Here is a 19,143-nt window from a genome sequence, read left to right as displayed (position 1 = left end):
GGCCGACCTGCCGACGGCCGATGTCCCGTCGGAGTCGTTGCACCCGCAGCCGCCGCCACGTGAAGTCCGGAGCTCAGCCCGACGCTGCATTGTAAGCCGACCGCGGTTACAATGCAGAGATGCCGGCAGTGACGACGACGAGGGTTTCCCATCGCGGCCAGACCAACCTCCCGGCGCAGCTGCGCCACCGCTGGGGTATCGACGACGGCGGTGAGGTCGGGATAATCGATCTCGGCGACGCAGCACTGATCATCCCGGGAGGAATCGACGACGCGAAGCGCGAGCTGCTCCGGGTCCTCGACGATCGCTACGACGACGCTGTGGCCTCGCTCGGCGATCCGGATCTCGCCGACCAGTAGACCGTGGCGGACTCGCCACCGGTCCTGATCGACGATCGGCTACTCATTCGCGAGCTGCTTGCCGGGCTCGGCGAACCCGATCTCCACCTGTCGACCACCACGTACTGGTACCACCGCGCGTGTCGCGCCGCCGTGGCCGGCGCCGGCGGTGCGCTCTCGGGTCCGTTCACTCAGCTCGACCCGGCTCGTCAGGCTGCGGCGATCCGCAGCCTCCTCGAGCTGCGGCCCGACATCTCCCTGCCTGATCCGCGCTCGACGGTACCGGTCATGGCGGAACTGGCTGAGCGTCACCCGAAGCTCAACGTGTTGAACCTCGAAGCCGCCGGCGCTGCGCTCTCGCTCGGTGCCACGGTGTGGTTGTCCCCGCGTGCGGCCGACGGAGTCCTGCCCGGGGTCCTGGATGCCGAATCCGTGGCCTGGCGCATCGTCGATGTGTGACGGGCGCTCCACGGGGTGATCCTGACGGATCATGGGTCCAAGCTGCGCGACGGGGTGGGGAGAGCCATCTCGGCTGCGCAGCCGCGGCGGCGTCCGTTAGCCTCACCCGGGTGCGTCGCCTGAGTCTGTTCCTCGCCATCCTCCTCACGCTGGGACTCGTCGCGTCGGCCTGTGCGTCCGACCTGGACCCGGCCCTCGAGGTCGGTTCGACCGAGATAACCCGTGACGACCTCGACGGTCTCGTCGCCGAGGCCCGTGAACTCCAGGACGTCTTCGTCGCGGAGCGGGGCGGCGGCGGTGCCGGCCTCCCCTTCATCGGGACGCCCGCGACGGACCTTGCCGGCTCCGAGTCCGCCGACCTCATCGGGGGGATTCTCGAGCTGTACGCGGCGTCCGAGGTCATCGACGTCGCCTTCGAGGCCCGCAACGCCCAGATCGGCGACGACCTCCGCGCGGAGATCGGCGCGGGCATCGACGGTGCGTTCCTGGCCAACTTCGGACTCGACGACGAGCTCGAGACGGGGCTCGGGAAGGTCCTGCGGGACTTCTTCGTGGACCAGGAGATCCTGAACGCATCGGTCGGTTTCTTCGAACCCACCGAAGCCGAACTCGCCCTGCTGGCCGAGGCCGCCGGCGCCCCGGGACCCGACGATCCCGTTCTCCTCCAGCAGGTCGAGGCGGCCATCGCGAACGGGCCGGGCAGTGTCGCTGTCCTCTTCGCATCCCTCGAGACCGACGTCGACCTGGATCCCCGCTACGGCGAGTGGATCCCGTTCCAGCTCGCGATCTTCCCGAGGGGCGCGTCGGTCGGGTTCCCGCCGGGCTTCACTCCCGCCGCCGGGTGATCGTCACCGTCTGCGGGATCGGGCCCGCCGGCGCCGGTCTCGTGACGGCTCAGACGGGCGACGCCATCGCGGCCCACGAGCACCGCTACCTGCGCACGGCGGTCCATCCGTCGGCCGGGGTCATGGGCGACGTCACCACCTTCGACGACGTCTACGAGAGCGAGGCGACCTTCGACGACGTCTACCGGGAGATCGTCGAGCGACTCGTCGCAGCCGCAGCCGAGCACGGCGAGATCCTCTACGCCGTGCCGGGTTCGCCCCGGGTACTGGAACGCTCCGTCGATCTGCTGACCGCCGACGAGCGCGTCGAGACGCGCGTCCTGCCAGCCATGTCCTTCCTCGATCTCGCATGGGCGCGGCTCGGCGTGGATCCCATCGAGCGCGGGGTCCGTCTCGTCGACGCCCATGTGGCCGCCCGCTCCGTCGCCGGCGCCGCTGGCGCGCTGCTCGTGGCCCACACGCATTCCCGCCCGGTGATGTCGAACCTGAAGCTCTCCCTCGACGCCGACGACACGCCGGCGGTGATCCTGCACCACCTCGGCCTCCCCGACGAGCAGATCATCGAGACCACCATCGCCGAACTGGATCGCTCCATCGAACCGGACCACCTCACCGCCGTGTGGCTGCCCTCCGTCACCGAACCGGTGGGAGCGGCGTTCGCGGGCCTGGCGGACCTCGTGACCACCCTGCGGGCCGAATGCCCCTGGGATCGCGAACAGACCCACCTCTCGCTTCGCCACCACCTCCTCGAGGAGACCTACGAGGTCCTCGAGGCGATCGACGCCGTCGACGCCGAGGAGCCGCTCACCTACGGACACCTCGAGGAGGAGTTGGGCGACCTCCTCTACCAGGTCTTCTTCCACGCCGAACTCGCCACCGAGGAGGGCCAGTTCGACGTGGCCGACGTGGCCCGGGGGATCCACCACAAGCTGTACACCCGCCATCCCCATGTCTTCGGTGGTGTGGACGCTCCCGACGTCGACACGGTGTTCGCCAACTGGGAACAGCTCAAGAAGTCCGAGAAGGGCCGCGAGTCCGTCTTCGACGGGGTGCCCGGGGCTCTGCCGGCCCTGCTCTACACGACGAAGATCCTCAAGAAGGCCGTCGGCGTGGCTCCCGAACTCGTGCCGGCCGATCCCACCGGTGCCCTCACGCGGCTGCGGGGAGCCGTGAAGTCGCTCGCGGCCGTGCCCGACGAGACGGCGCTCGGCGAGGTGCTCGTGGCGGCCGTCGCTCTCGCTCGCCTCGTCGACGTGGACCCCGAGTCCGCCCTGCGGACCGCGGCCGACCGGCTCCGCTCCGAGGCCCGCGAACGGGAGGCGTCGTCGGAGGCTGCATCGCAGCTGTGACGGGACCGCCTCCGGCGGCGACGAAACCGCCCCTGGCGGCCACAACGCGAACCTCATTCCCCAACCGGAACCACTGCGGTAACGTTTAGCGTCAATCTCCACAGGAGCAACACCAGCACCGTGAGCACGATCGTCCACGTCCACGCCCGTCAGGTCCTCGACTCCCGTGGCAACCCCACTGTGGAGGTCGAGGTCCACTGCGATTCCGGGGCCATCGGCCGCGCCCTGGTCCCCTCGGGTGCGTCCACCGGCGCCTTCGAGGCGGTGGAGCTCCGCGACGGTGGTGACACCTGGAACGGCAAAGGCGTCACCACCGCTGTCGGGAACGTAAACGAGGAGATCGCCGACGCGCTCGAGGGCCTCGACGTCGTCGAACAGCGTCTCGTGGACGACATCCTTCTCACCCTCGACGGCACGGAGAACAAGTCCCGCCTCGGTGCGAACGCCATGTTGGGCGTGTCGCTCGCGGTGGCCCGTGCCGCCGCGGACCACTTCGGCCTGCCCCTGTACCGCTGGGTCGGCGGCACCAACGCCCACGTCCTGCCGGTGCCGATGATGAACGTGCTCAACGGTGGCGAGCACGCCGACAACAACGTGGACATCCAGGAGTTCATGTTGATGCCCGTCGGCGCGGCGTCGTTCTCCGAGGCTCTGCGGTGGGGGACCGAGACCTACCACGTCCTCAAGGGCGTCCTCGCCGAGCGGGGGCTCTCGACGGCCATCGGCGACGAAGGCGGTTTCGCCCCCAACCTGGGTTCCAACGAGGAAGCGGTGCAGTTGCTCGTCGCCGCCATCGAACAGGCGGGCTTCACCCCGGGTACCGACATCGCCCTCGCACTCGACGTCGCCGCCACCGAGTTCCACAGCGACGGGGTCTACACGCTCGCCGGCGAGGGTCGGACGCTGTCGCCCTCGGAGATGACCTCCTACCTCGTAGACCTGTGCGACAGGTACCCGATCGTGTCGGTCGAGGACGGCCTCGACGAGGACGACTGGGACGGCTGGGCCGAGATGACAGCGGCGCTCGGCGACCGGGTCCAACTCGTCGGCGACGATCTGTTCGTCACGAACGTCACGCGCCTGGGACGCGGGATCGAAGCCGGCGTCGCCAACTCGATCCTCGTCAAGGTGAACCAGATCGGCACGCTCACCGAGACCCTCGAGGCTGTCGAGCTCGCCACCCGCAACGGCTACACGTCGGTGTTGTCGCACCGCTCCGGTGAGACCGAGGACACGACGATCGCCGATCTCGCCGTCGCCACCAACTGCGGCCAGATCAAGACCGGCGCCCCCGCCCGTTCGGATCGGGTCGCCAAGTACAACCAGCTCCTGCGCATCGAGGAGGGCCTCGCCGAGTCGGCGGCCTTCCGCGGTCGCAGGGCACTCGCCGGTGGTCGGCCGTGACGGAGAGCGACACCGACGAGGCGAAGCCGCGCCGCAGCAGCATCAGCTGGCGGCGGGCGATCTGGCCGCTGTTGGCCGTCGCCACCGTCCTGGCGGTCCTCTTCTACGCGGTCTTCCCGACGCGCACCTGGTTGGACCAGCGGTCCGAGGCCGCCGCGCTCGAAGCCGAGATCGAAGAACTGACCGAGGCGAACAGCATGCTCACGACCGACATCGCACGGCTCCAGACCGATGCCGAGATCGAGCGGATCGCCCGGCGCGACCTCAGCCTCGTGTACCCGGGCGAGGAAGCCTACGCCCTGCTTCCGTCGCCCCCGGCGCCGATCTCGGTTCCGGGCACCTGGCCCTTCACGATCCTCGGCGACGCGCTCACGTCCTGAGCCCGGATCCCGGGGACAACGGACACCCATCACGTCGCACTGTCGTCGACACCGGGCAGACTCGGTCGGTGCATCCGATCGAGGCCACCGGACTGGTCCGCCGCTTCGGCGACGTCGTCGCCGTGGACGGCGTGGACCTCCACGTGGCCGACGGTGAGATCTTCGGGTTCCTGGGCCCCAACGGCGCCGGCAAGTCCACCACCGTCCGCATGTTGACGACGCTGCTGCGTCCCACCGGCGGCACGGCGACGGTTGCCGGCCACGACGTGGTGACCGAGGCGGCGCTCGTGCGTCGTCGCATCGGAGTCGCGCTCCAGGACGCCGCCATCGACCCGCTGATGACCGGCCGCGAGCTTCTGCATCTCCAGGCGGTCCTGCACGGGATCGCCCGCCGCAGCGCCCGCCAACGCGGCGGGGAACTGCTCGAGCGGGTGGGGCTCGTCGCTGCCGGGGACCGCCGCGTCGGCACCTACTCGGGTGGCATGCGCCGCCGCCTCGATCTGGCGCTCGCTCTCGTGCACGAACCGGCCGTCCTCTTCCTCGACGAGCCGACCACCGGGCTCGACCCGACCTCACGGCTCACGCTGTGGGACGAGATCCGTACCCTCAACGCCGAGAACGGAACCGCGGTGTTCCTGACCACGCAGTACCTCGAGGAGGCCGACGAACTGGCCGAGCGGGTCGCCATCATCGACGGCGGCAGGATCGTCGAGCAGGGAACTCCGGCCGCGCTGAAGAAGGCGGTCGGAGCGCCCACCTTGCGGATCGAGACCGACGACGTGGACCGCGCGCTGGAGGTCATGAGTCGTTTCGGCGAGCAGCGGCCCGCGCGCCGCGGTCGGGTCGCCATCGGTCTCGCGTCCGGCACGGCCGGGATGTCCGAGGTCGTCCGCGCTCTTGACGAGGCCGGGGTCGTCCTGCACCACCTCGAGCTCGACGAGCCGAGCCTCGACGACGTGTTCGCCGAGGCGACCGGTCGGCGCCTCGAGGGCGCCGAGCCGGGGGAGTGAGCCGGATGTGGCCGGGCCGACCGTGAGACGCGATCCCGTCGAGCTCCCCGTGGTGGCGCTGAGTGTGCGTTCGCTCAAGGCGACCGCACGCCAGCCGCAGAACTGGCTCCCGTCGACGATCTTTCCGCTCGTCCTCGCGGCCGTCTACACCGCCCAGTTCGGTGACGCGGTGAACCTCGAGGGTTTCGGCGACGTGGACTCGTTCCTCGAGTTCCTCCTGCCGGCCTCGGTCCTGCAGGGCGTCACGTTCGCCGCGACGAACGGCGCGTCGGACCTCGCGATCGACCTCGAGGACGGCTTCTTCGAGCGTCTCCTCGCCTCGCCGGTGCGGCCGGTTTCGATCCTCATCGGGCGCCTCGCCGGTTCCGCCGTGCTCGCCGTTCTCCAGGCGCTCGTGCTCATGGGCGTCTTCGTCGCCTTCGGTGCGGACATCTCGGCGGCGGTCGTGCCGGCGGTCGCCGCCGCGGCGGTCATGCTTGCGCTGTCCATCGGAGCGATTGCGTCCGCGCTCGCCTTCTGGACGGGCAACCAGGAGTCGGTGCAGTCGCTGTTCCCGGTGACGTTCATCGGTCTGTTCATCTCGTCGGCCTTCTTTCCGACCGAGGCGATGTCGGGGTGGTACCGCTGGCTCGCGGAGCGCAACCCCGTGACCTTCCTCATCGATCCCACGCGCCGCCTCGTGCTCGACGGCATGGACGGGAGCGATCTCGCGATGATGCTGGGAGTGGGCCTCGCCATGACCGCGGCGGGTATCGGAGTCGCTCTCGCCGCCCTGCGGTACCGCCTCAGGGAGACCTCGTGACCGCCCCGGCCCGCATCAGGGCGCCGGGTCCGTCGTCGGTGCAGGCCCTGCGAGCGTTGTGGGCTCCGACGGTCGCGCTCGGGGTGCGGGGTCTCATCCGGATGCGTCGGCGCCCGTCGCTGATGGTGCCGGTCATCGTGACGCCGCTGTTCTTCGTCATCACCTTCGGCAACTCCTTCGAGGCGGTCGCTGAACTTCCCGGCTATGGCGACATCGACGTGACGGCGTGGGTGCTCCCCTGGGCGGCGCTACAGGGTGGCGCGTTCGCCGGTGTCGGGGCATCGGCGATGGCCGCCCAGGACATGCAGGACGGCTTCTTCGACCGGCTCCTGCTCGCGCCTGTGTCGCGGGTGGTCGTGCTCGCCGGTGCCGTGTCCTACGCGGTCGCCCGTTCGCTGATTCCGCTCACACTTGTCATCCCCCTCGGATATCTCCTCGGCGTGGACTTCCGGGGTGGCGTCGCCGGCATGGCGATGATGTGGATCGGCGGCATCGGGCTCGCCGTGGTCATGTCCCTGCTCGGGCTGACGCTCGTCTACCGGTTGAAGTCCATGAAGGCGCTCGCCGTCGTGCAGATGACCATCGTCATCTCGACCTTCCTGTCCATCGGTCAGGTCCCCCTGGCCGTGATGGACGGGTGGCTCCACACGGTCGCCCGGCTGAATCCGGTGACCAACATCTTGCGGATGGCCCGCCAGGGGATGCTCGGTGACGTCGCCTGGTCGACGACCTGGCCGGGGCTCGTGGCCATCGCCGGCCTCGTGGTCGCGTTCGGGACCACGGCATGGTTCACGCTCCGACGGGTGAGCTGAAGAACGCCCGTCCGGGCCATCGACGGGTCATGCGCCCTGCGCGCGTCGATTCACGATCGGGCCGCCTGGCCCTCTAGCCTCGGGCTCGATGGAAACCGTCCAAGACGTCCAGACCGCGCTCGCCGACAACGGCTACCTCGCCGACGTCGGACTCTCCACGGCGATCTTTCTCGCCCTCAGCCTGCAGCGCCCGCTGCTGCTCGAAGGCGAGCCCGGCGTGGGCAAGACCGAGGTCGCCAAGACGCTCGCTGCATGGACCGGCGGAGAGCTCATCCGGCTCCAGTGCTACGACGGCATCGACGTCTCCCAGGCCGTGTACGAATGGGACTACTCCCGCCAGCTGCTGCACCTGCGGGCCGCCGAGGCCTCGGGTCACGCCCGTGAGCTCGACACCGACCAACTCGAGGGCGAGCTCTACTCCGAGACGTTCCTCGTCCGTCGCCCGCTCCTGGCGGCCATCGCCCACGGCGACGGTCCGCCGCCCGTCCTTTTGATCGACGAGGTGGATCGCGCCGACGACGAATTCGAGGCCTACCTGCTCGAGGTCCTCTCGGACTACTCCGTCACGATCCCCGAGCTCGGCACCTACCGGGCGGACCAGCCACCCATCGTCGTCGTGACCTCCAACCGCACCCGCGACGTGCACGACGCGTTGAAGCGTCGCTGCCTCTACCACTGGGTGGAGCATCCCGACTTCGAGCGCGAGGTCGAGATCATCCGGCTCCGTACCACCGGCGTGCCCGACAAGCTGATCGAGGAGGTCGCGAAGGCGGTGGCCAACCTGCGTGAGGTGGGTCTCTACAAGCCACCCGGCGTGGCCGAGAGCATCGACTGGGCCCAGGCCCTGGGTCGCCTCGGCGCCGAGACGCTCGACCCCGATCTCGCCGACGCCAGCCTCGGTGCGGTCCTCAAGTACCGCGAGGACCAGCGACGGGTCCGTGAGAAGGGCCTGCGGGACCTGTTCCTCGCATGATCTGTTCCCACGACGGCTCGGCATCACCGCCGCGGATGATCGCAGGCCGTTGACGCCGTGACGCTCGAAGCGGACTTCCGGACAGCGGCGGAGCGTGTCGCCGATCCGGACAAGGCCGTGCCCATCCGCATGGCGAAGCGGTTCGTGGATCTACTCCGCGAACAGGGCGTCAACATCCCCGTCGGCTCGACCATCAACTACCTCGACGCGCTGGCGATACTCGGGCTCGGTGACTCCGATGCCGTCTACTGGGCCGGACGGGCGACGCTGATCACCAAGCCCAACGACATCGGGGTCTACGACGAGCTGTTCGGGACCTACTGGCTCGGCGTGGCCCCCGTCGAGGTCGCTGTGGCCGAGCCCGACGTCGTCACGCTGGCGTTCGACGACGACGTACCCGACGAGGGCGACGAGGGCTCGGAGGAGGGCGAGACGATCACCGTGCGGTACAGCGCGTCGGAGATCCTCAGCGCCAAGGACTTCGCCGAGTACACCGACGAGGAACTGGCCGAGGCCCTGGAGCTGATGAGCCGCATGCATCTCGTCGGTGAGACGCGTCCGGCACGTCGCCTCGTGACCACCCGGCGACGCGGCGTGCGCCCCGACGTGCGTCGGACGGTCCGCGAGGCCCTGCGCTCGGGCGGCGAACCTGTGCGTTGGCACCATTTCGACCGCAGCGACCGGCCACGCCGCCTGGTGCTGCTCCTCGACGTCTCCGGGTCCATGGAGACCTACGCCCGGGCGCTGATCCGCTTCGTGCACGTGGCTGTCGTCGGCCGGCGACGGGTGGAGGCGTTCGCGCTCGGGACCCGGCTCACCCGGCTCACCCGGGAGCTGTCGTCACGGGACCCGGATCAAGCACTCACCGCCGCGGCCGACGCCGTGGAGGACTGGTCGGGCGGGACGCGTCTCGGCGACGCCCTGCGGGCCTTCAACGACGAGTGGGGCCAGCGGGGGATGGCACGGGGAGCCGTCGTGGTCATCCTGTCCGACGGATGGGACCGCGGCGCCCCCGAGATCATGGACGAACAGATGGCCCGCCTCGCGCGTTGCGCGCACCGCATCATCTGGGTGAACCCGCTGAAGGCGACCCCGGGCTACGCGCCGGTCGCTCAGGGAATGGCGGCGGCCCTGCCCCATGTTGACGATTTCATAGAAGGCCACTCGATGAACTCGTTGGCGGAGCTCGCCCGGGTGATCGAACGCACCGACCACGGAGCCGGCCGATGACAGCGAGTCCGACGGCACCGACCGAGATGACAGAGAGGCACAGACGATGAGAGAGATCCTCGACGACATCGAGCGGTGGAAGTCGGCCGGCAAGCGGATCGCCGTGGCCCGGGTGGTCGACACCGACGGTTCGGGTCCACGGGACCCGGGTGCCGCGATGGCCGTGAGTGAGGATGGCGAAGTCGCCGGAAGCGTCTCGGGCGGTTGTGTCGAGGGGGCCGTCGTGGCCGAGGCGCTCGACGTGCTCGACAACGGAGGTCGCCGGATGGTCACCTTCGGCTACAGCGACGACGAGGCCTTCTCCGTCGGTCTCACCTGCGGGGGCACCATCCACCTCTTCGTCGAACCGCTGGACTGGTAGCGGGAACATGATCTACGCAGCTCTCCGCGACGCCCTGGCCGCGTCCCAGCCCGTCTCACTGGCCACGATCATCGACGGTGTCGGTGTCGGCGGGAAGCTCCTCGTCGGCCCGGACCGTGAACCTCTCGGTGGCCTCGGCCACGACGAGTTGGACCGTGTGGTCACCCGCGATGCACTCGGCGAGCTCGAACACGGTCGATCGGGGGTCCGACACTACGGCACCGAGGGCCAACAGCGTGAGACGGCGGTGACGGTCTTCATCGAGTCGTTCGCGCCTCCGCCGCTGATGCTCGTGTTCGGTGCGGTGGACTTCACGAAGGCCCTCGCCGAGGCTGCCAAGGTGGTCGGCTACAAGGTGATCGTGGCCGATGCCCGTGAGGTCTTCGCCACCACGAAGCGGTTCCCGATGGCCGACGAGGTCATCGTGTCGTGGCCCGACGGGGTGTTCGACCGGTTCACCCTCACGCCCCGTGACGCCGTGTGCATCCTCACCCACGACACGAAGTTCGACGTGCCGGCGGTGGTGCGGGCGCTCGAGACCGACGTCGGCTACATCGGCGTCATGGGGTCACGCCGCACGCACGAGAAGCGCGTCGAGCGTCTGCGCGAGGTCGGCGTCGACGACGCGGGCCTCGCCAAGCTGATGGCGCCGATCGGCATCGACATCGGATCACGCACGCCCGAGGAGACCGCCGTGTCGATCCTCGCCGAGATCATCGCCGTGCGTTCCGGTCGTGACGTCCCCCAACTGCGTGACGGCGAGGGCTCGATCCACTGAGGATTGCTGGCTCCTCAGCCCTGTATCGGCACCGTGGCGTTCGGCGAATCGGCAGCGCCTCTCTCGCCGGTTCACCAGCCGGAGGTGCTTCACGTACGCCTCGAGCTATTTGCGAATCCCGGCGACCTCGTACCGCTCGTGAACAATCACATGCCAGTCGTGGACGGATAGTGAGACGGGCGCGGCCAGCCTTCCGCTGTCCTCGTTCCAAGCTCGACAGAACGTGGTGAAAGCGCTCGGGATCATCAACTTGCCCCATCGCCTCGAAGGTAGAATCCCAGCATGGAGCGCGTGGTCGAGGTCAGGCGACTGGACGAGCCTGACGAGCCGTGGAGGTACTGGCTGACTCGTCCTGTCTCCGAGCGGGTGGCAATGGTCGACGAGTTGCGTCGGGAGCATCACGGATGGGCAGATGGAGCTGAACCGCGACTTCAGCGAGTTCATGGCGTGTTTCGCCGCTCATGATGTCCGCTTCCTGATCGTCGGCGGTTACGCCGTCGCCGCCCATGGTCATCCGAGATACACGAAGGACCTGGACGTCTGGGTGAGAGTCGACCCGGATAACGCCCGCCGGATCATCGAGGCTCTGGAGGAGTTCGGGTTCGGCGGTCTGGGCTTGTCCGTAGACGATTTTCTCGAGGATCAGGTCGTCGTCCAGCTCGGTCGCGAGCCACAGCGGATCGACCTGCTGACCTTCGCGAGCGGCGTGGATTTCGACGAGGCGTTCGCCAATCGAGTCCTCGTCGACTTCGGCGACACCGAGGTGCCGGTGATCGGCCGCACCGACCTGCGTCGGAACAAGCTGGCCACGGGCCGGCTCCGCGACCTGGCCGATCTGGAGGACCTCGGATTGCCCGGACCCGACGCCACCGAGGACGACCCGGGCTGACGGTGCAGTGTCATCCGGGGGATCGGCGCCGTGATCTTGCGGAGTCTGCGGGTTTCCATTGGCGAGAACCGCGGGTGCGCGTCCGCGATCGGCGGAGGTTCCGAATCCCTCATGGCCCTTAGCGCCAGCGCAGCGGACGTCAACGAACGTCGACGGATCCCTCCCCGGCCTGGCAGCCCGCTCAGCCCTGGGTCGTCGGCTTCTCCCGGGCGAGGAAGGCGACCCGCCACTGCGGACGCGTCTCGCCCTCGATCGAAAGCCGGAAGGTGTAGGACTTGCCGCGGCTCAGCGCGATTGCGGCGACGTTGAGAGCCAGCGCGACCGACAGCGGACTCCCCGGTCGCAGCCCGGCGGGGCGACCGGCCTCGAGCCGACCCTCCAGCGCGACGGGCTTCTCGTTGCGGCCCTGGACGGGATGGCCGTCCTCGTCGACGAGGTCGATGCGCCAGGTGTGGGGGATGTTGGCCCGGTCCCAGGGGAGCGTGATCCGGATGGCGAGGGCGAGCGGTTGGGGGTTCGGGCCCACGGCGGTCACCCCCCCACCGAGGATGTAGAGCTTGCCGTTGGCCACCTGGGCCGCGTCGCACAACATCATCGTGACCTCGACGTCGGGCCCGACAGAGCTGGTATCGGTCATGACCCGACCCTACGGCCCCGCGCGCCAACGCCGCAGCCATCAGGCACACTCGGCGTGTGACCGACATCTGTGCCATCGTCCTCGCCGCGGGTGAGGGAAGTCGTTTCGGCGGCGACGACCACAAGCTCCGCACCAGGTTCAAGGGCAAGCCGCTCGTCCTCTGGGCGGTCGAGGCGGCGCTCGCCGCTCAGAACGACGACGGTCCGGTCTTCGGCGACGTCTACGTCGTCACCGGAGCCGTCGACCTGCTCGACCTGCTCCCCGAAACGGTGACCGTCGTGGAGAACCACAGCTGGGCGGACGGACAGGCAGTGTCGCTGCGTGCAGGGGTGGCACAGGCCGAACGCGAGGGCTACCAGAGCGTCGTCGTCGGTCTCGGCGACCAGCCGCTGGTGCCCGCGAGTGCCTGGGAGACGGTCGCGAACGCCGATGGCGCCGTGGTCACCGCCACCTTCGACGGTCACCGCACGCCACCCGTGAAGTTCACCGCGGACGTCTGGGGCCTGCTGCCGATCAGCGGCGACGAGGGAGCCCGGGGCCTGCTGCGACGTCGGCCTGAACTGGTGCAGGAGATAGCCTGCGACGGACGCGCGGTCGACATCGACACGCTCTCCGATCTCGATCGGTGGGGTTGATGGTCGCCGCCCAGGAGCCAGACGAGGGGACCACACAGTGGAGCTGAACGACTCTTTCGAGGTCGAGACCGGTGTCGATGAGGCCTGGGAGGTGCTCAACGACGTCGAGCGGATCGCCCCGTGCCTTCCCGGCGCGCAGCTGCAGGAGATCGAAGGCGACGAGTTCCGGGGAATCGTGAAGGTGAAGGTCGGCCCGATCAGCGCCCAGTACAAGGGCAAGGCGACCTTCATCGAGCAGAACCGCGACGAGGGTCGCATGGTTCTCGACGCTGCGGGCCGTGACACACGCGGCGCCGGCAACGCCAAGGCCATCATCACCGCCACGCTCGAAGCCGTCAGCGACACCACCACGAAGGTGAACGTCCATACCGACCTCACCATCACCGGCAAGGTCGCCCAGTTCGGGCGGGGCGTCCTCGAGGACGTGTCGTCCAAGCTGATGGGCCAGTTCGCGGACAACCTCTCCGAGCTCGTGGCCGGCGGCGACGAAGCCGACGAGGCCCCCGAGCCGGAACCCGCCGCCTCTGTCCCGTCGTCGTCCAACGGGTCGTCGGTGCGAAAGATCGACGCACCCGAGCCCGAGGCCGTGGACCTGCTCGACGCAGCCGGTGCGCCGGTGCTCAAGCGCATGGTCCCCGCGCTCGGCATCATCTTCGTACTTCTCGTCCTGCGCCGGATCCTCTGGGGCGGTGGCGACGACAACTGACCCGGCTGCCGACGACGACGACGTCGCCGTCGTCGCCGAGCTACTGGGACGGGCACCTCAGGGGGGCTTCCGGGTCGTCGTGCGTGACCACGCCGGAGTTCCGAGGGTGATCCTCAACGAGCCGATCCTCGCGGACGGCACCCCCATGCCCACCCGCTACTGGCTGGTCGGCGACCGCGATCGTCTGCTCGTGAGCCGTCTGGAATCGGCCGGGGGTGTCGGTGCGGCCGAGGCCGCCGTCGGACTGGCGGTCATCGCCGAGGCCCACGGACGCTACGCCGTCGAACGCGATGCGGCGATCCCGTCCGGTCACGCCGGGCCACGCCCCAGCGGCGGGGTGGGCGGGACCCGGCGCGGGGTGAAGTGCCTCCACGCCCACTACGCCTGGCACCTCGCCGGCGGCGACGATCCGGTGGGAGCCTGGGTGGCCGACCGCCTCGCCGAGGGCGCGGGCGAGATCGGCGCGACGCTCCGCGGCGGGGACACCGACTCCGCCTCCGGACCAGGCCCCGACACGAGTATCGACGCCGACCCAGGCGACGCCTGATGGCCACGGTCGCGGCCCTCGACATCGGGACCAACTCGACGCGCCTGTTGATCCGTCGCGACGGTGAGGACCTGCAGCGCCGACTCCAGATCACGCGCCTGGGTGAGGGTGTCGACGCGAGCCGGCGCCTCACGCCCGCGGCGATCACACGCACGGCCGCCGCCCTCGGCGACTACGCGCGGGACATCGAACGCCACGGTGTGGACGCGGTGCGGGCGGTCGCCACCTCCGCCGTTCGTGACGCCACCAATGCGGGGGAGTTCCTCGACGCCGCACAGGCTGCGCTCGGCGTACGTCCCGAAGTGATCCCGGGAGAGGAGGAGGGGCGGCTCTCCTTCGCGGGGGCCACCACCGACCTCGACCCGGCCGACGGCCCGTTCCTGGTCCTCGACATCGGCGGTGGGTCCACCGAATTCATCCTCGGCACCACGGCGGTCGACGCCATCCACAGCGCCGACATCGGCTCGGTGCGTCTCACCGAGGCCTACATCGACTCGGACCCTCCCAGGCCCGAGGAACTGCTGGCCTGCCAGTCCATCACCGAGGGACACCTCGACGACGTGGCGGCGGCCTTCCGGGATCACGGCGGCCTGGGCTCGGTGCGCCAACTCGTCGGCGTGGCCGGGACGATCACGACGGCCGCCGCGGTGGAGCTCGGTCTCCCCGACGATTCGCCGCCTGCGCTGCACGGCTTCCGGCTCACCCGCGAGGCCGCCGAGGACGTCTTCCGGACCCTCGCAACCGAGGACCGGGAGATGAGGGCGACGAACCCGGGCCTGCATCCCGGTCGGGTCGACGTCATCGTCGCCGGCATGTGCATCCTCGTGAAGGTGATGCGACACCTCGGTGTGGCCGACTGTCTGGTCTCCCAGCACGACATTCTCGACGGCGTGGCTGCGGTATTGGCCGGGGTCGGGCCGGCGGAGCGCTAGTTTCGCGACCGATGTCCCAGTTCGTCGTCGTCGCCAACCGCCTCCCGGTCAAGTGGATTCCCGCGGAGCAGCGCTGGGAGGCGAGCCCCGGCGGGCTGGTCTCGGCCCTGGCCCCGGTGCTCGAGGAGGCGGACGACTCCGTGTGGGTCGGCTGGACCGGCGCAACCGGCGATGCTCCCGATCCTTTCACGATCGACAACATCCGGGTCGTCCCGGTCGGCCTGTCGCGCGCGGACGTCCAGCTCTACTACGAGGGCATGGCGAACGCGACGCTGTGGCCGCTGTACCACGACGCCGTCCAACCGCCGGAGTACCACCGCACCTGGTGGAACAGCTACCGGGCGATCAACGAACGCTTCTGCGATGCGACGGTGGACATCGCCGAGCCCGGCGCTCTCGTCTGGATCCACGACTATCAGCTCCAGCTGGTCCCGGGGATGTTGCGCGCCCGCCGCCCGGATCTGCGGATCGGCTGGTTCAACCACATCCCGTTCCCACCGCTGGAGTTGTTCGTCCAGTTGCCGTGGCGACGGGCGATCGTCGACGGACTGCTCGGCGCGGACGTGGTCGGGTTCCAGACCCGCATCGGGGCCCAGAACCTGATGAGGATCGCCGAGCGGCTCCGCGCGGCGAGTCCTTCGCCGGGCGGTCTCGACGTCGACGGCCGCCAGGTCGTGGTCGACGCGTTTCCCATCGGCATCGACGTCGAGCGGTTCGCCCGGGCCTCGGTGGACCCGGCGATCATCGAGCGGGCCGGCGAGATCCGCGAACGAATCGATGCCCGGACCCTCCTGTTGGGGGTGGACCGGCTCGACTACACGAAGGGGATAGACCTGCGGATGCGGGCCTTCGGCGAGTTGCTCGACGAGGGTCGTCTCACCGTCAAGGACGCCGCGCTCCTCCAGATCGCCCAACCGAGCCGCTCGAACATCCCCGGGTACGTGGAACTGCGTGAACGGGTCGAGCGGATCGTCGGTGAGATCAACGGCGCGCATGCCGAGATGGGTCGGCCCGTCATCCACTACCTCTACCAGGGGCAGCCCTTCGAGGAACTGGTGGCGATGTACCGCGCCGCCGACGTTCTGCTCGTCACCCCGTTCCGTGACGGGATGAACCTCGTCTCCAAGGAGTACATCGCCGCCCAGGCCGACGACGACGGCGTCGTCGTGTTGTCCGAGTTCACCGGTTCGGCCAACGAACTCGGCGACGCGCTCCTCGTCAACCCCCACGACATCGAGGGCGTCAAGTCCGCCATCGAGACGGCGGTCACGATGGACCCCGATGAACGCCGCCGCCGGATGCGTAACCTGCGAGCCGCGGTTGCGAAGAACGACGTGCGGGTGTGGGCCCGCCGCTTCGTCGACGCGCTGCGCGGCGCATGAACCCGGCGCAGACCGACGCTTCCCCCGTCCCCCGATGACATCCCCCACCAGGAGACCGTGATGGACGACCCCCGCCCACTCGACGGCGAGCTACGCAAGGCGCTGCGTGAGCTGGTGCGCGTCCCGGTGCTGCTGGTCGCCAGCGACTACGACGGGACCCTCTCGCCCATCGTCACCGACCCGATGGCGGCGCGGCCGGTGCGGGAGTCGACGGCCGCCCTACGGTCCATGGCGAACCTCCCCGACACTCCCGTCGCGGTCATCAGCGGCCGCTCGCTGCGTGACCTGGCGGCGCTGAGCCGCCTCCCCGAGGAGGTCCACCTGGTCGGCAGCCACGGCTCGGAGTTCGACGTCGGGTTCGCGGAGGGTCTCGACCCGGAGGTCCGGGGCCGTCTGGGTCGTCTCGTCGCCGGCTTCCAGGCGATCGTCGACGACATCGAGGGAACCCGGCTGGAGCGGAAGCCCGCGTCGGCGGCACTGCACTACCGCGAGGTCGACCCGGCCCGCCACGACGAGGTCCTCGCCCGTGCCCAGGACCTCGCCGAGGATGTCGGCGACGTCTTCGCCAAGTCCGGCAAGATGGTGATCGAATACGCCGTGGTCGAGCGGGACAAGGGTTCCGCGCTCGACCAGCTCCGTCACCAGCTCTCCGCCGAGGCCGTCCTGTTCGTGGGCGACGACGTCACCGACGAGGACGCGTTCGCAAGGCTGCGGGGTCCCGACGTCGGCATCAAGGTCGGCGACGGTGACACAGCGGCGCGCTACCGCGTGTCGGACACCGACGATGTCGCCCGTGTCCTCGCCTTTCTGTGCGAGGCCCGCTCGGAGTGGCTCTCGGGCCACGGGGCGCCACCGATCGAGCGGCACACCATGTTGTCCAACCGCCGCACGGTCGCACTGATGACCCAGTCGGGGCGCGTGACCTGGATGTGCCACCCGCGGCCCGACTCGCCCTCGGTCTTCGCGGAGTTGCTCGGTGGACCGACGGCCGGCTACTTCGCGGTGGCGCCCGAGTCGGGTCGTGACCCGATCGCGCACCGCTACGTCGCCGACACCCTGGTGGCGGAGACCCGCTGGACGGACCTCACAGTGACCGACTACCTGGACCGGTCCGACCACGGCGACGCCGTGAACCGCCTCGTACGGGTTCTCGAAGGGTCGGCGGACGTGGTGATCGACTTCGCCCCGCGACCGGACTTCGGTCGCGCCCCCGCCGAGCTCGAGATCCGCGACGACGGAGTCGTCGTGCGGGGCGGCACCACGGCCATCTCCCTGCACGCGCCGGGGGTCACCTGGGAGATCGTGGCGGACGGGCCCCATCAGCGGGCGGTCGGCCGCGTCCGACCCGGCGACCATCCCGTGGTGTGTGAGCTCCGCCTCGGCGACGACGATCTGGCCACACACGACCGCGCCGAGGGGGATCGGCGGCGCGACACCGCATCCGACTGGTCCTCGTGGGCGTCGCGCCTGAAGCTGCCGTCGGTGGCGTCCGATGCCGTGCTGCGGTCAGCGTTGACGGTCAAGGGCCTCTGCTTCGAACCGTCGGGCGCTGTGCTCGCCGCCGCCACGACGAGCCTCCCCGAGGAACTCGGGGGCGTGCGGAACTGGGACTACCGGTTCTGTTGGCCCCGCGACGCCGCGTTGTCGGCCTCGGCCCTCGTCGGGCTCGGCAGCGTCGGAGAGGCCATCTCGTTCGTGTCATGGCTCCTGGACCGCACCCGGGCGGTCACCCATCCCGACCAGCTACGGCCGGTCTACCCGCTCGTCGGTGACGACCTCATCCCCGAGGCCGTCATCACGACGCTGTCGGGATACCGCGGCAGCCGCCCGGTGCGGGTGGGCAACGCCGCCGAGCATCAGGTCCAGCTCGACATCTTCGGGCCGATCGTCGATGTGATCCACCGGCTCGGTGAGTACGGCCTGCCCGTGTCCGACGAGGCGTGGCATGTCGTGCGCGCCATGGTCGAGGCCGTCTCGCGGTCGTGGCGCGAGCCCGACCACGGGATCTGGGAGGAGCGGCGCCCCCGTCGCCACCACGTGCACTCCAAGGTGATGTCGTGGGTGGCCGTGGACCGCGCGATCCGCCTCGCCGGCGGCAACGGTTCGCAGGGCTCCGCCCCCGACGACTGGTTCCAGCTCCGAGACGACATCTCCGCCGACGTGCTGGCCAACGGCTGGAGTGACGAGCGTGGTGCATTCACGACCTCCTATGGCGACACGGACATGGACGCGGCGGTCCTGCACATCGGACTGTCGGGACTGCTCGCTCCCGACGACGAGCGCTTCGTCTCCACCGTGCGCGAGATCGAGCGGGACCTGCGCTCGGGGCCGATCGTCTACCGCTACCGGCGTGATGACGGCCTGCCGGGCTTCGAGGGCGGGTTCTTCATCTGCGCATTCTGGCTCGTGGAGGCGTACGCGCTGATCGGCGAGTTGACCGAGGCCCGCGACATGTTCAACCGGCTGGTCGAACTCGTCGGCCCCACCGGGATCCTGCCCGAGCAGTACGACCCGGCTGAAGAGGTCACCCTCGGCAACGTCCCCCAGGCCTACTCCCACCTCGGGCTCATCAACGCCGCCCTCGCTCTCGAGAAGTCCGCACGTTGAGCGCGTGTACAGCGTGCAACCCGTGACCTCCTCGCGCTGCGGAGCAGCGCCAGAAATGTAAACGGCG

At 69.6% G+C, this 19,143-nt stretch carries 21 protein-coding genes; 20 read left to right on the top strand and 1 reads right to left on the bottom strand.

Annotated features, from left to right (window positions below; all coding sequences use genetic code 11):
* Positions 1 to 119 precede the first annotated feature (119 nt).
* The 14 genes from RIE08_13525 to RIE08_13460 all read left to right on the top strand — a co-directional run bounded on the left by RIE08_13525 (position 120) and on the right by RIE08_13460 (position 11,630).
* On the top strand, positions 120 to 359 hold the full coding sequence (locus RIE08_13525; protein ID MEQ8718626.1) for an AbrB/MazE/SpoVT family DNA-binding domain-containing protein: 240 nt from the start codon (positions 120 to 122) through the stop codon (positions 357 to 359).
* Positions 360 to 362: 3 nt separating this feature from the next.
* Positions 363 to 797, top strand: coding sequence for a hypothetical protein (locus RIE08_13520; GenBank protein MEQ8718625.1), 435 nt, complete (start codon positions 363 to 365; stop codon positions 795 to 797).
* Between the two features lie 110 nt (positions 798 to 907).
* Positions 908 to 1,642, top strand: a complete 735-nt coding sequence (locus RIE08_13515; GenBank protein MEQ8718624.1) for a hypothetical protein — start codon at positions 908 to 910, stop codon at positions 1,640 to 1,642.
* Entirely contained in the window at positions 1,639 to 2,991 is a 1,353-nt protein-coding gene (locus RIE08_13510; protein MEQ8718623.1) for a MazG family protein, read from the top strand. The genes RIE08_13515 and RIE08_13510 overlap by 4 nt, the downstream gene beginning before the upstream one ends.
* A 120-nt stretch (positions 2,992 to 3,111) precedes the next feature.
* The gene (eno, locus tag RIE08_13505; GenBank protein ID MEQ8718622.1) at positions 3,112 to 4,395 is read left to right on the top strand and encodes a phosphopyruvate hydratase; all 1,284 of its coding nucleotides are present in this window, start codon (positions 3,112 to 3,114) and stop codon (positions 4,393 to 4,395) included.
* The gene (locus RIE08_13500) at positions 4,392 to 4,775 is read left to right on the top strand and encodes a septum formation initiator family protein (GenBank protein MEQ8718621.1); all 384 of its coding nucleotides are present in this window, start codon (positions 4,392 to 4,394) and stop codon (positions 4,773 to 4,775) included. Before eno ends, RIE08_13500 begins: the two co-directional genes overlap by 4 nt.
* 68 nt (positions 4,776 to 4,843) lie before the next feature.
* Positions 4,844 to 5,785 (top strand): ATP-binding cassette domain-containing protein, encoded by a 942-nt coding sequence (locus tag RIE08_13495; protein ID MEQ8718620.1) that lies wholly within the window; start codon positions 4,844 to 4,846, stop codon positions 5,783 to 5,785.
* Positions 5,786 to 5,807: 22 nt separating this feature from the next.
* Positions 5,808 to 6,587 carry an ABC transporter permease gene (locus RIE08_13490; protein MEQ8718619.1) on the top strand — a complete coding sequence of 260 codons (780 nt, stop codon included), beginning with the start codon at positions 5,808 to 5,810 and terminating at the stop codon, positions 6,585 to 6,587.
* Positions 6,584 to 7,399 carry an ABC transporter permease gene (locus tag RIE08_13485; protein ID MEQ8718618.1) on the top strand — a complete coding sequence of 272 codons (816 nt, stop codon included), beginning with the start codon at positions 6,584 to 6,586 and terminating at the stop codon, positions 7,397 to 7,399. Before RIE08_13490 ends, RIE08_13485 begins: the two co-directional genes overlap by 4 nt.
* Before the next feature lie 88 nt (positions 7,400 to 7,487).
* Positions 7,488 to 8,372: a MoxR family ATPase gene (locus RIE08_13480; GenBank protein ID MEQ8718617.1), complete on the top strand. Its 885-nt coding sequence runs from the start codon at positions 7,488 to 7,490 to the stop codon at positions 8,370 to 8,372.
* 57 nt (positions 8,373 to 8,429) lie between these two features.
* On the top strand, positions 8,430 to 9,602 hold the full coding sequence (locus tag RIE08_13475; GenBank protein MEQ8718616.1) for a VWA domain-containing protein: 1,173 nt from the start codon (positions 8,430 to 8,432) through the stop codon (positions 9,600 to 9,602).
* 46 nt (positions 9,603 to 9,648) lie between these two features.
* Positions 9,649 to 9,963 carry an XdhC family protein gene (locus RIE08_13470; protein MEQ8718615.1) on the top strand — a complete coding sequence of 105 codons (315 nt, stop codon included), beginning with the start codon at positions 9,649 to 9,651 and terminating at the stop codon, positions 9,961 to 9,963.
* A gap of 7 nt (positions 9,964 to 9,970) precedes the next feature.
* On the top strand, positions 9,971 to 10,741 hold the full coding sequence (locus tag RIE08_13465; protein ID MEQ8718614.1) for an XdhC/CoxI family protein: 771 nt from the start codon (positions 9,971 to 9,973) through the stop codon (positions 10,739 to 10,741).
* Positions 10,742 to 11,153: 412 nt separating this feature from the next.
* Entirely contained in the window at positions 11,154 to 11,630 is a 477-nt protein-coding gene (locus tag RIE08_13460) for a hypothetical protein (GenBank protein ID MEQ8718613.1), read from the top strand.
* A gap of 181 nt (positions 11,631 to 11,811) precedes the next feature.
* Here the strand turns inward: RIE08_13460 and RIE08_13455 are convergent, their stop codons facing one another.
* Entirely contained in the window at positions 11,812 to 12,267 is a 456-nt protein-coding gene (locus tag RIE08_13455; GenBank protein ID MEQ8718612.1) for a hypothetical protein, read from the bottom strand.
* A 56-nt stretch (positions 12,268 to 12,323) separates the two neighbouring features.
* Here RIE08_13455 and RIE08_13450 point away from each other — a divergent pair, with 56 nt between their 5' ends.
* The 6 genes from RIE08_13450 to otsB are packed head-to-tail and all read left to right on the top strand — an operon-like array spanning position 12,324 to position 19,076.
* Complete coding sequence (locus RIE08_13450; GenBank protein ID MEQ8718611.1) at positions 12,324 to 12,902, top strand: nucleotidyltransferase family protein; 579 nt, start codon at positions 12,324 to 12,326, stop codon at positions 12,900 to 12,902.
* Positions 12,903 to 12,939: 37 nt separating this feature from the next.
* Positions 12,940 to 13,608, top strand: coding sequence for an SRPBCC family protein (locus tag RIE08_13445; protein ID MEQ8718610.1), 669 nt, complete (start codon positions 12,940 to 12,942; stop codon positions 13,606 to 13,608).
* On the top strand, positions 13,592 to 14,155 hold the full coding sequence (locus RIE08_13440; protein ID MEQ8718609.1) for a DUF501 domain-containing protein: 564 nt from the start codon (positions 13,592 to 13,594) through the stop codon (positions 14,153 to 14,155). Before RIE08_13445 ends, RIE08_13440 begins: the two co-directional genes overlap by 17 nt.
* Complete coding sequence (locus tag RIE08_13435; protein ID MEQ8718608.1) at positions 14,155 to 15,087, top strand: Ppx/GppA phosphatase family protein; 933 nt, start codon at positions 14,155 to 14,157, stop codon at positions 15,085 to 15,087. Before RIE08_13440 ends, RIE08_13435 begins: the two co-directional genes overlap by 1 nt.
* A gap of 11 nt (positions 15,088 to 15,098) precedes the next feature.
* On the top strand, positions 15,099 to 16,469 hold the full coding sequence (locus RIE08_13430) for a trehalose-6-phosphate synthase (protein MEQ8718607.1): 1,371 nt from the start codon (positions 15,099 to 15,101) through the stop codon (positions 16,467 to 16,469).
* Positions 16,470 to 16,529: 60 nt separating this feature from the next.
* Complete coding sequence (gene otsB, locus RIE08_13425) at positions 16,530 to 19,076, top strand: trehalose-phosphatase (protein MEQ8718606.1); 2,547 nt, start codon at positions 16,530 to 16,532, stop codon at positions 19,074 to 19,076.
* Positions 19,077 to 19,143 lie beyond the last annotated feature (67 nt).

The organism is Acidimicrobiales bacterium (assembly GCA_040219085.1).
GTDB lineage: Bacteria > Actinomycetota > Acidimicrobiia > Acidimicrobiales > JAVJTC01 > JAVJTC01.
The sequence above is the reverse complement of the archived record's forward strand: the minus strand, read 5'-3'. Positions and strand labels throughout refer to the sequence as shown.

Bases quoted from the DNA above. Each gene is read 5' to 3' on its own strand.
- RIE08_13525 (MEQ8718626.1), top strand. From the start codon at position 120: ATGCCGGCAGTGACGACGACGAGGGTTTCCCATCGCGGCCAGACCAAC.
- RIE08_13480 (MEQ8718617.1), top strand. From the start codon at position 7,488: ATGGAAACCGTCCAAGACGTCCAGACCGCGCTCGCCGACAACGGCTAC.
- RIE08_13470 (MEQ8718615.1), top strand. From the start codon at position 9,649: ATGAGAGAGATCCTCGACGACATCGAGCGGTGGAAGTCGGCCGGCAAG.
- RIE08_13465 (MEQ8718614.1), top strand. From the start codon at position 9,971: ATGATCTACGCAGCTCTCCGCGACGCCCTGGCCGCGTCCCAGCCCGTC.
- RIE08_13460 (MEQ8718613.1), top strand. From the start codon at position 11,154: ATGGAGCTGAACCGCGACTTCAGCGAGTTCATGGCGTGTTTCGCCGCT.
- RIE08_13455 (MEQ8718612.1), bottom strand. From the start codon at position 12,267: ATGACCGATACCAGCTCTGTCGGGCCCGACGTCGAGGTCACGATGATG.
- RIE08_13435 (MEQ8718608.1), top strand. From the start codon at position 14,155: ATGGCCACGGTCGCGGCCCTCGACATCGGGACCAACTCGACGCGCCTG.
- RIE08_13430 (MEQ8718607.1), top strand. From the start codon at position 15,099: ATGTCCCAGTTCGTCGTCGTCGCCAACCGCCTCCCGGTCAAGTGGATT.
- otsB (MEQ8718606.1), top strand. From the start codon at position 16,530: ATGGACGACCCCCGCCCACTCGACGGCGAGCTACGCAAGGCGCTGCGT.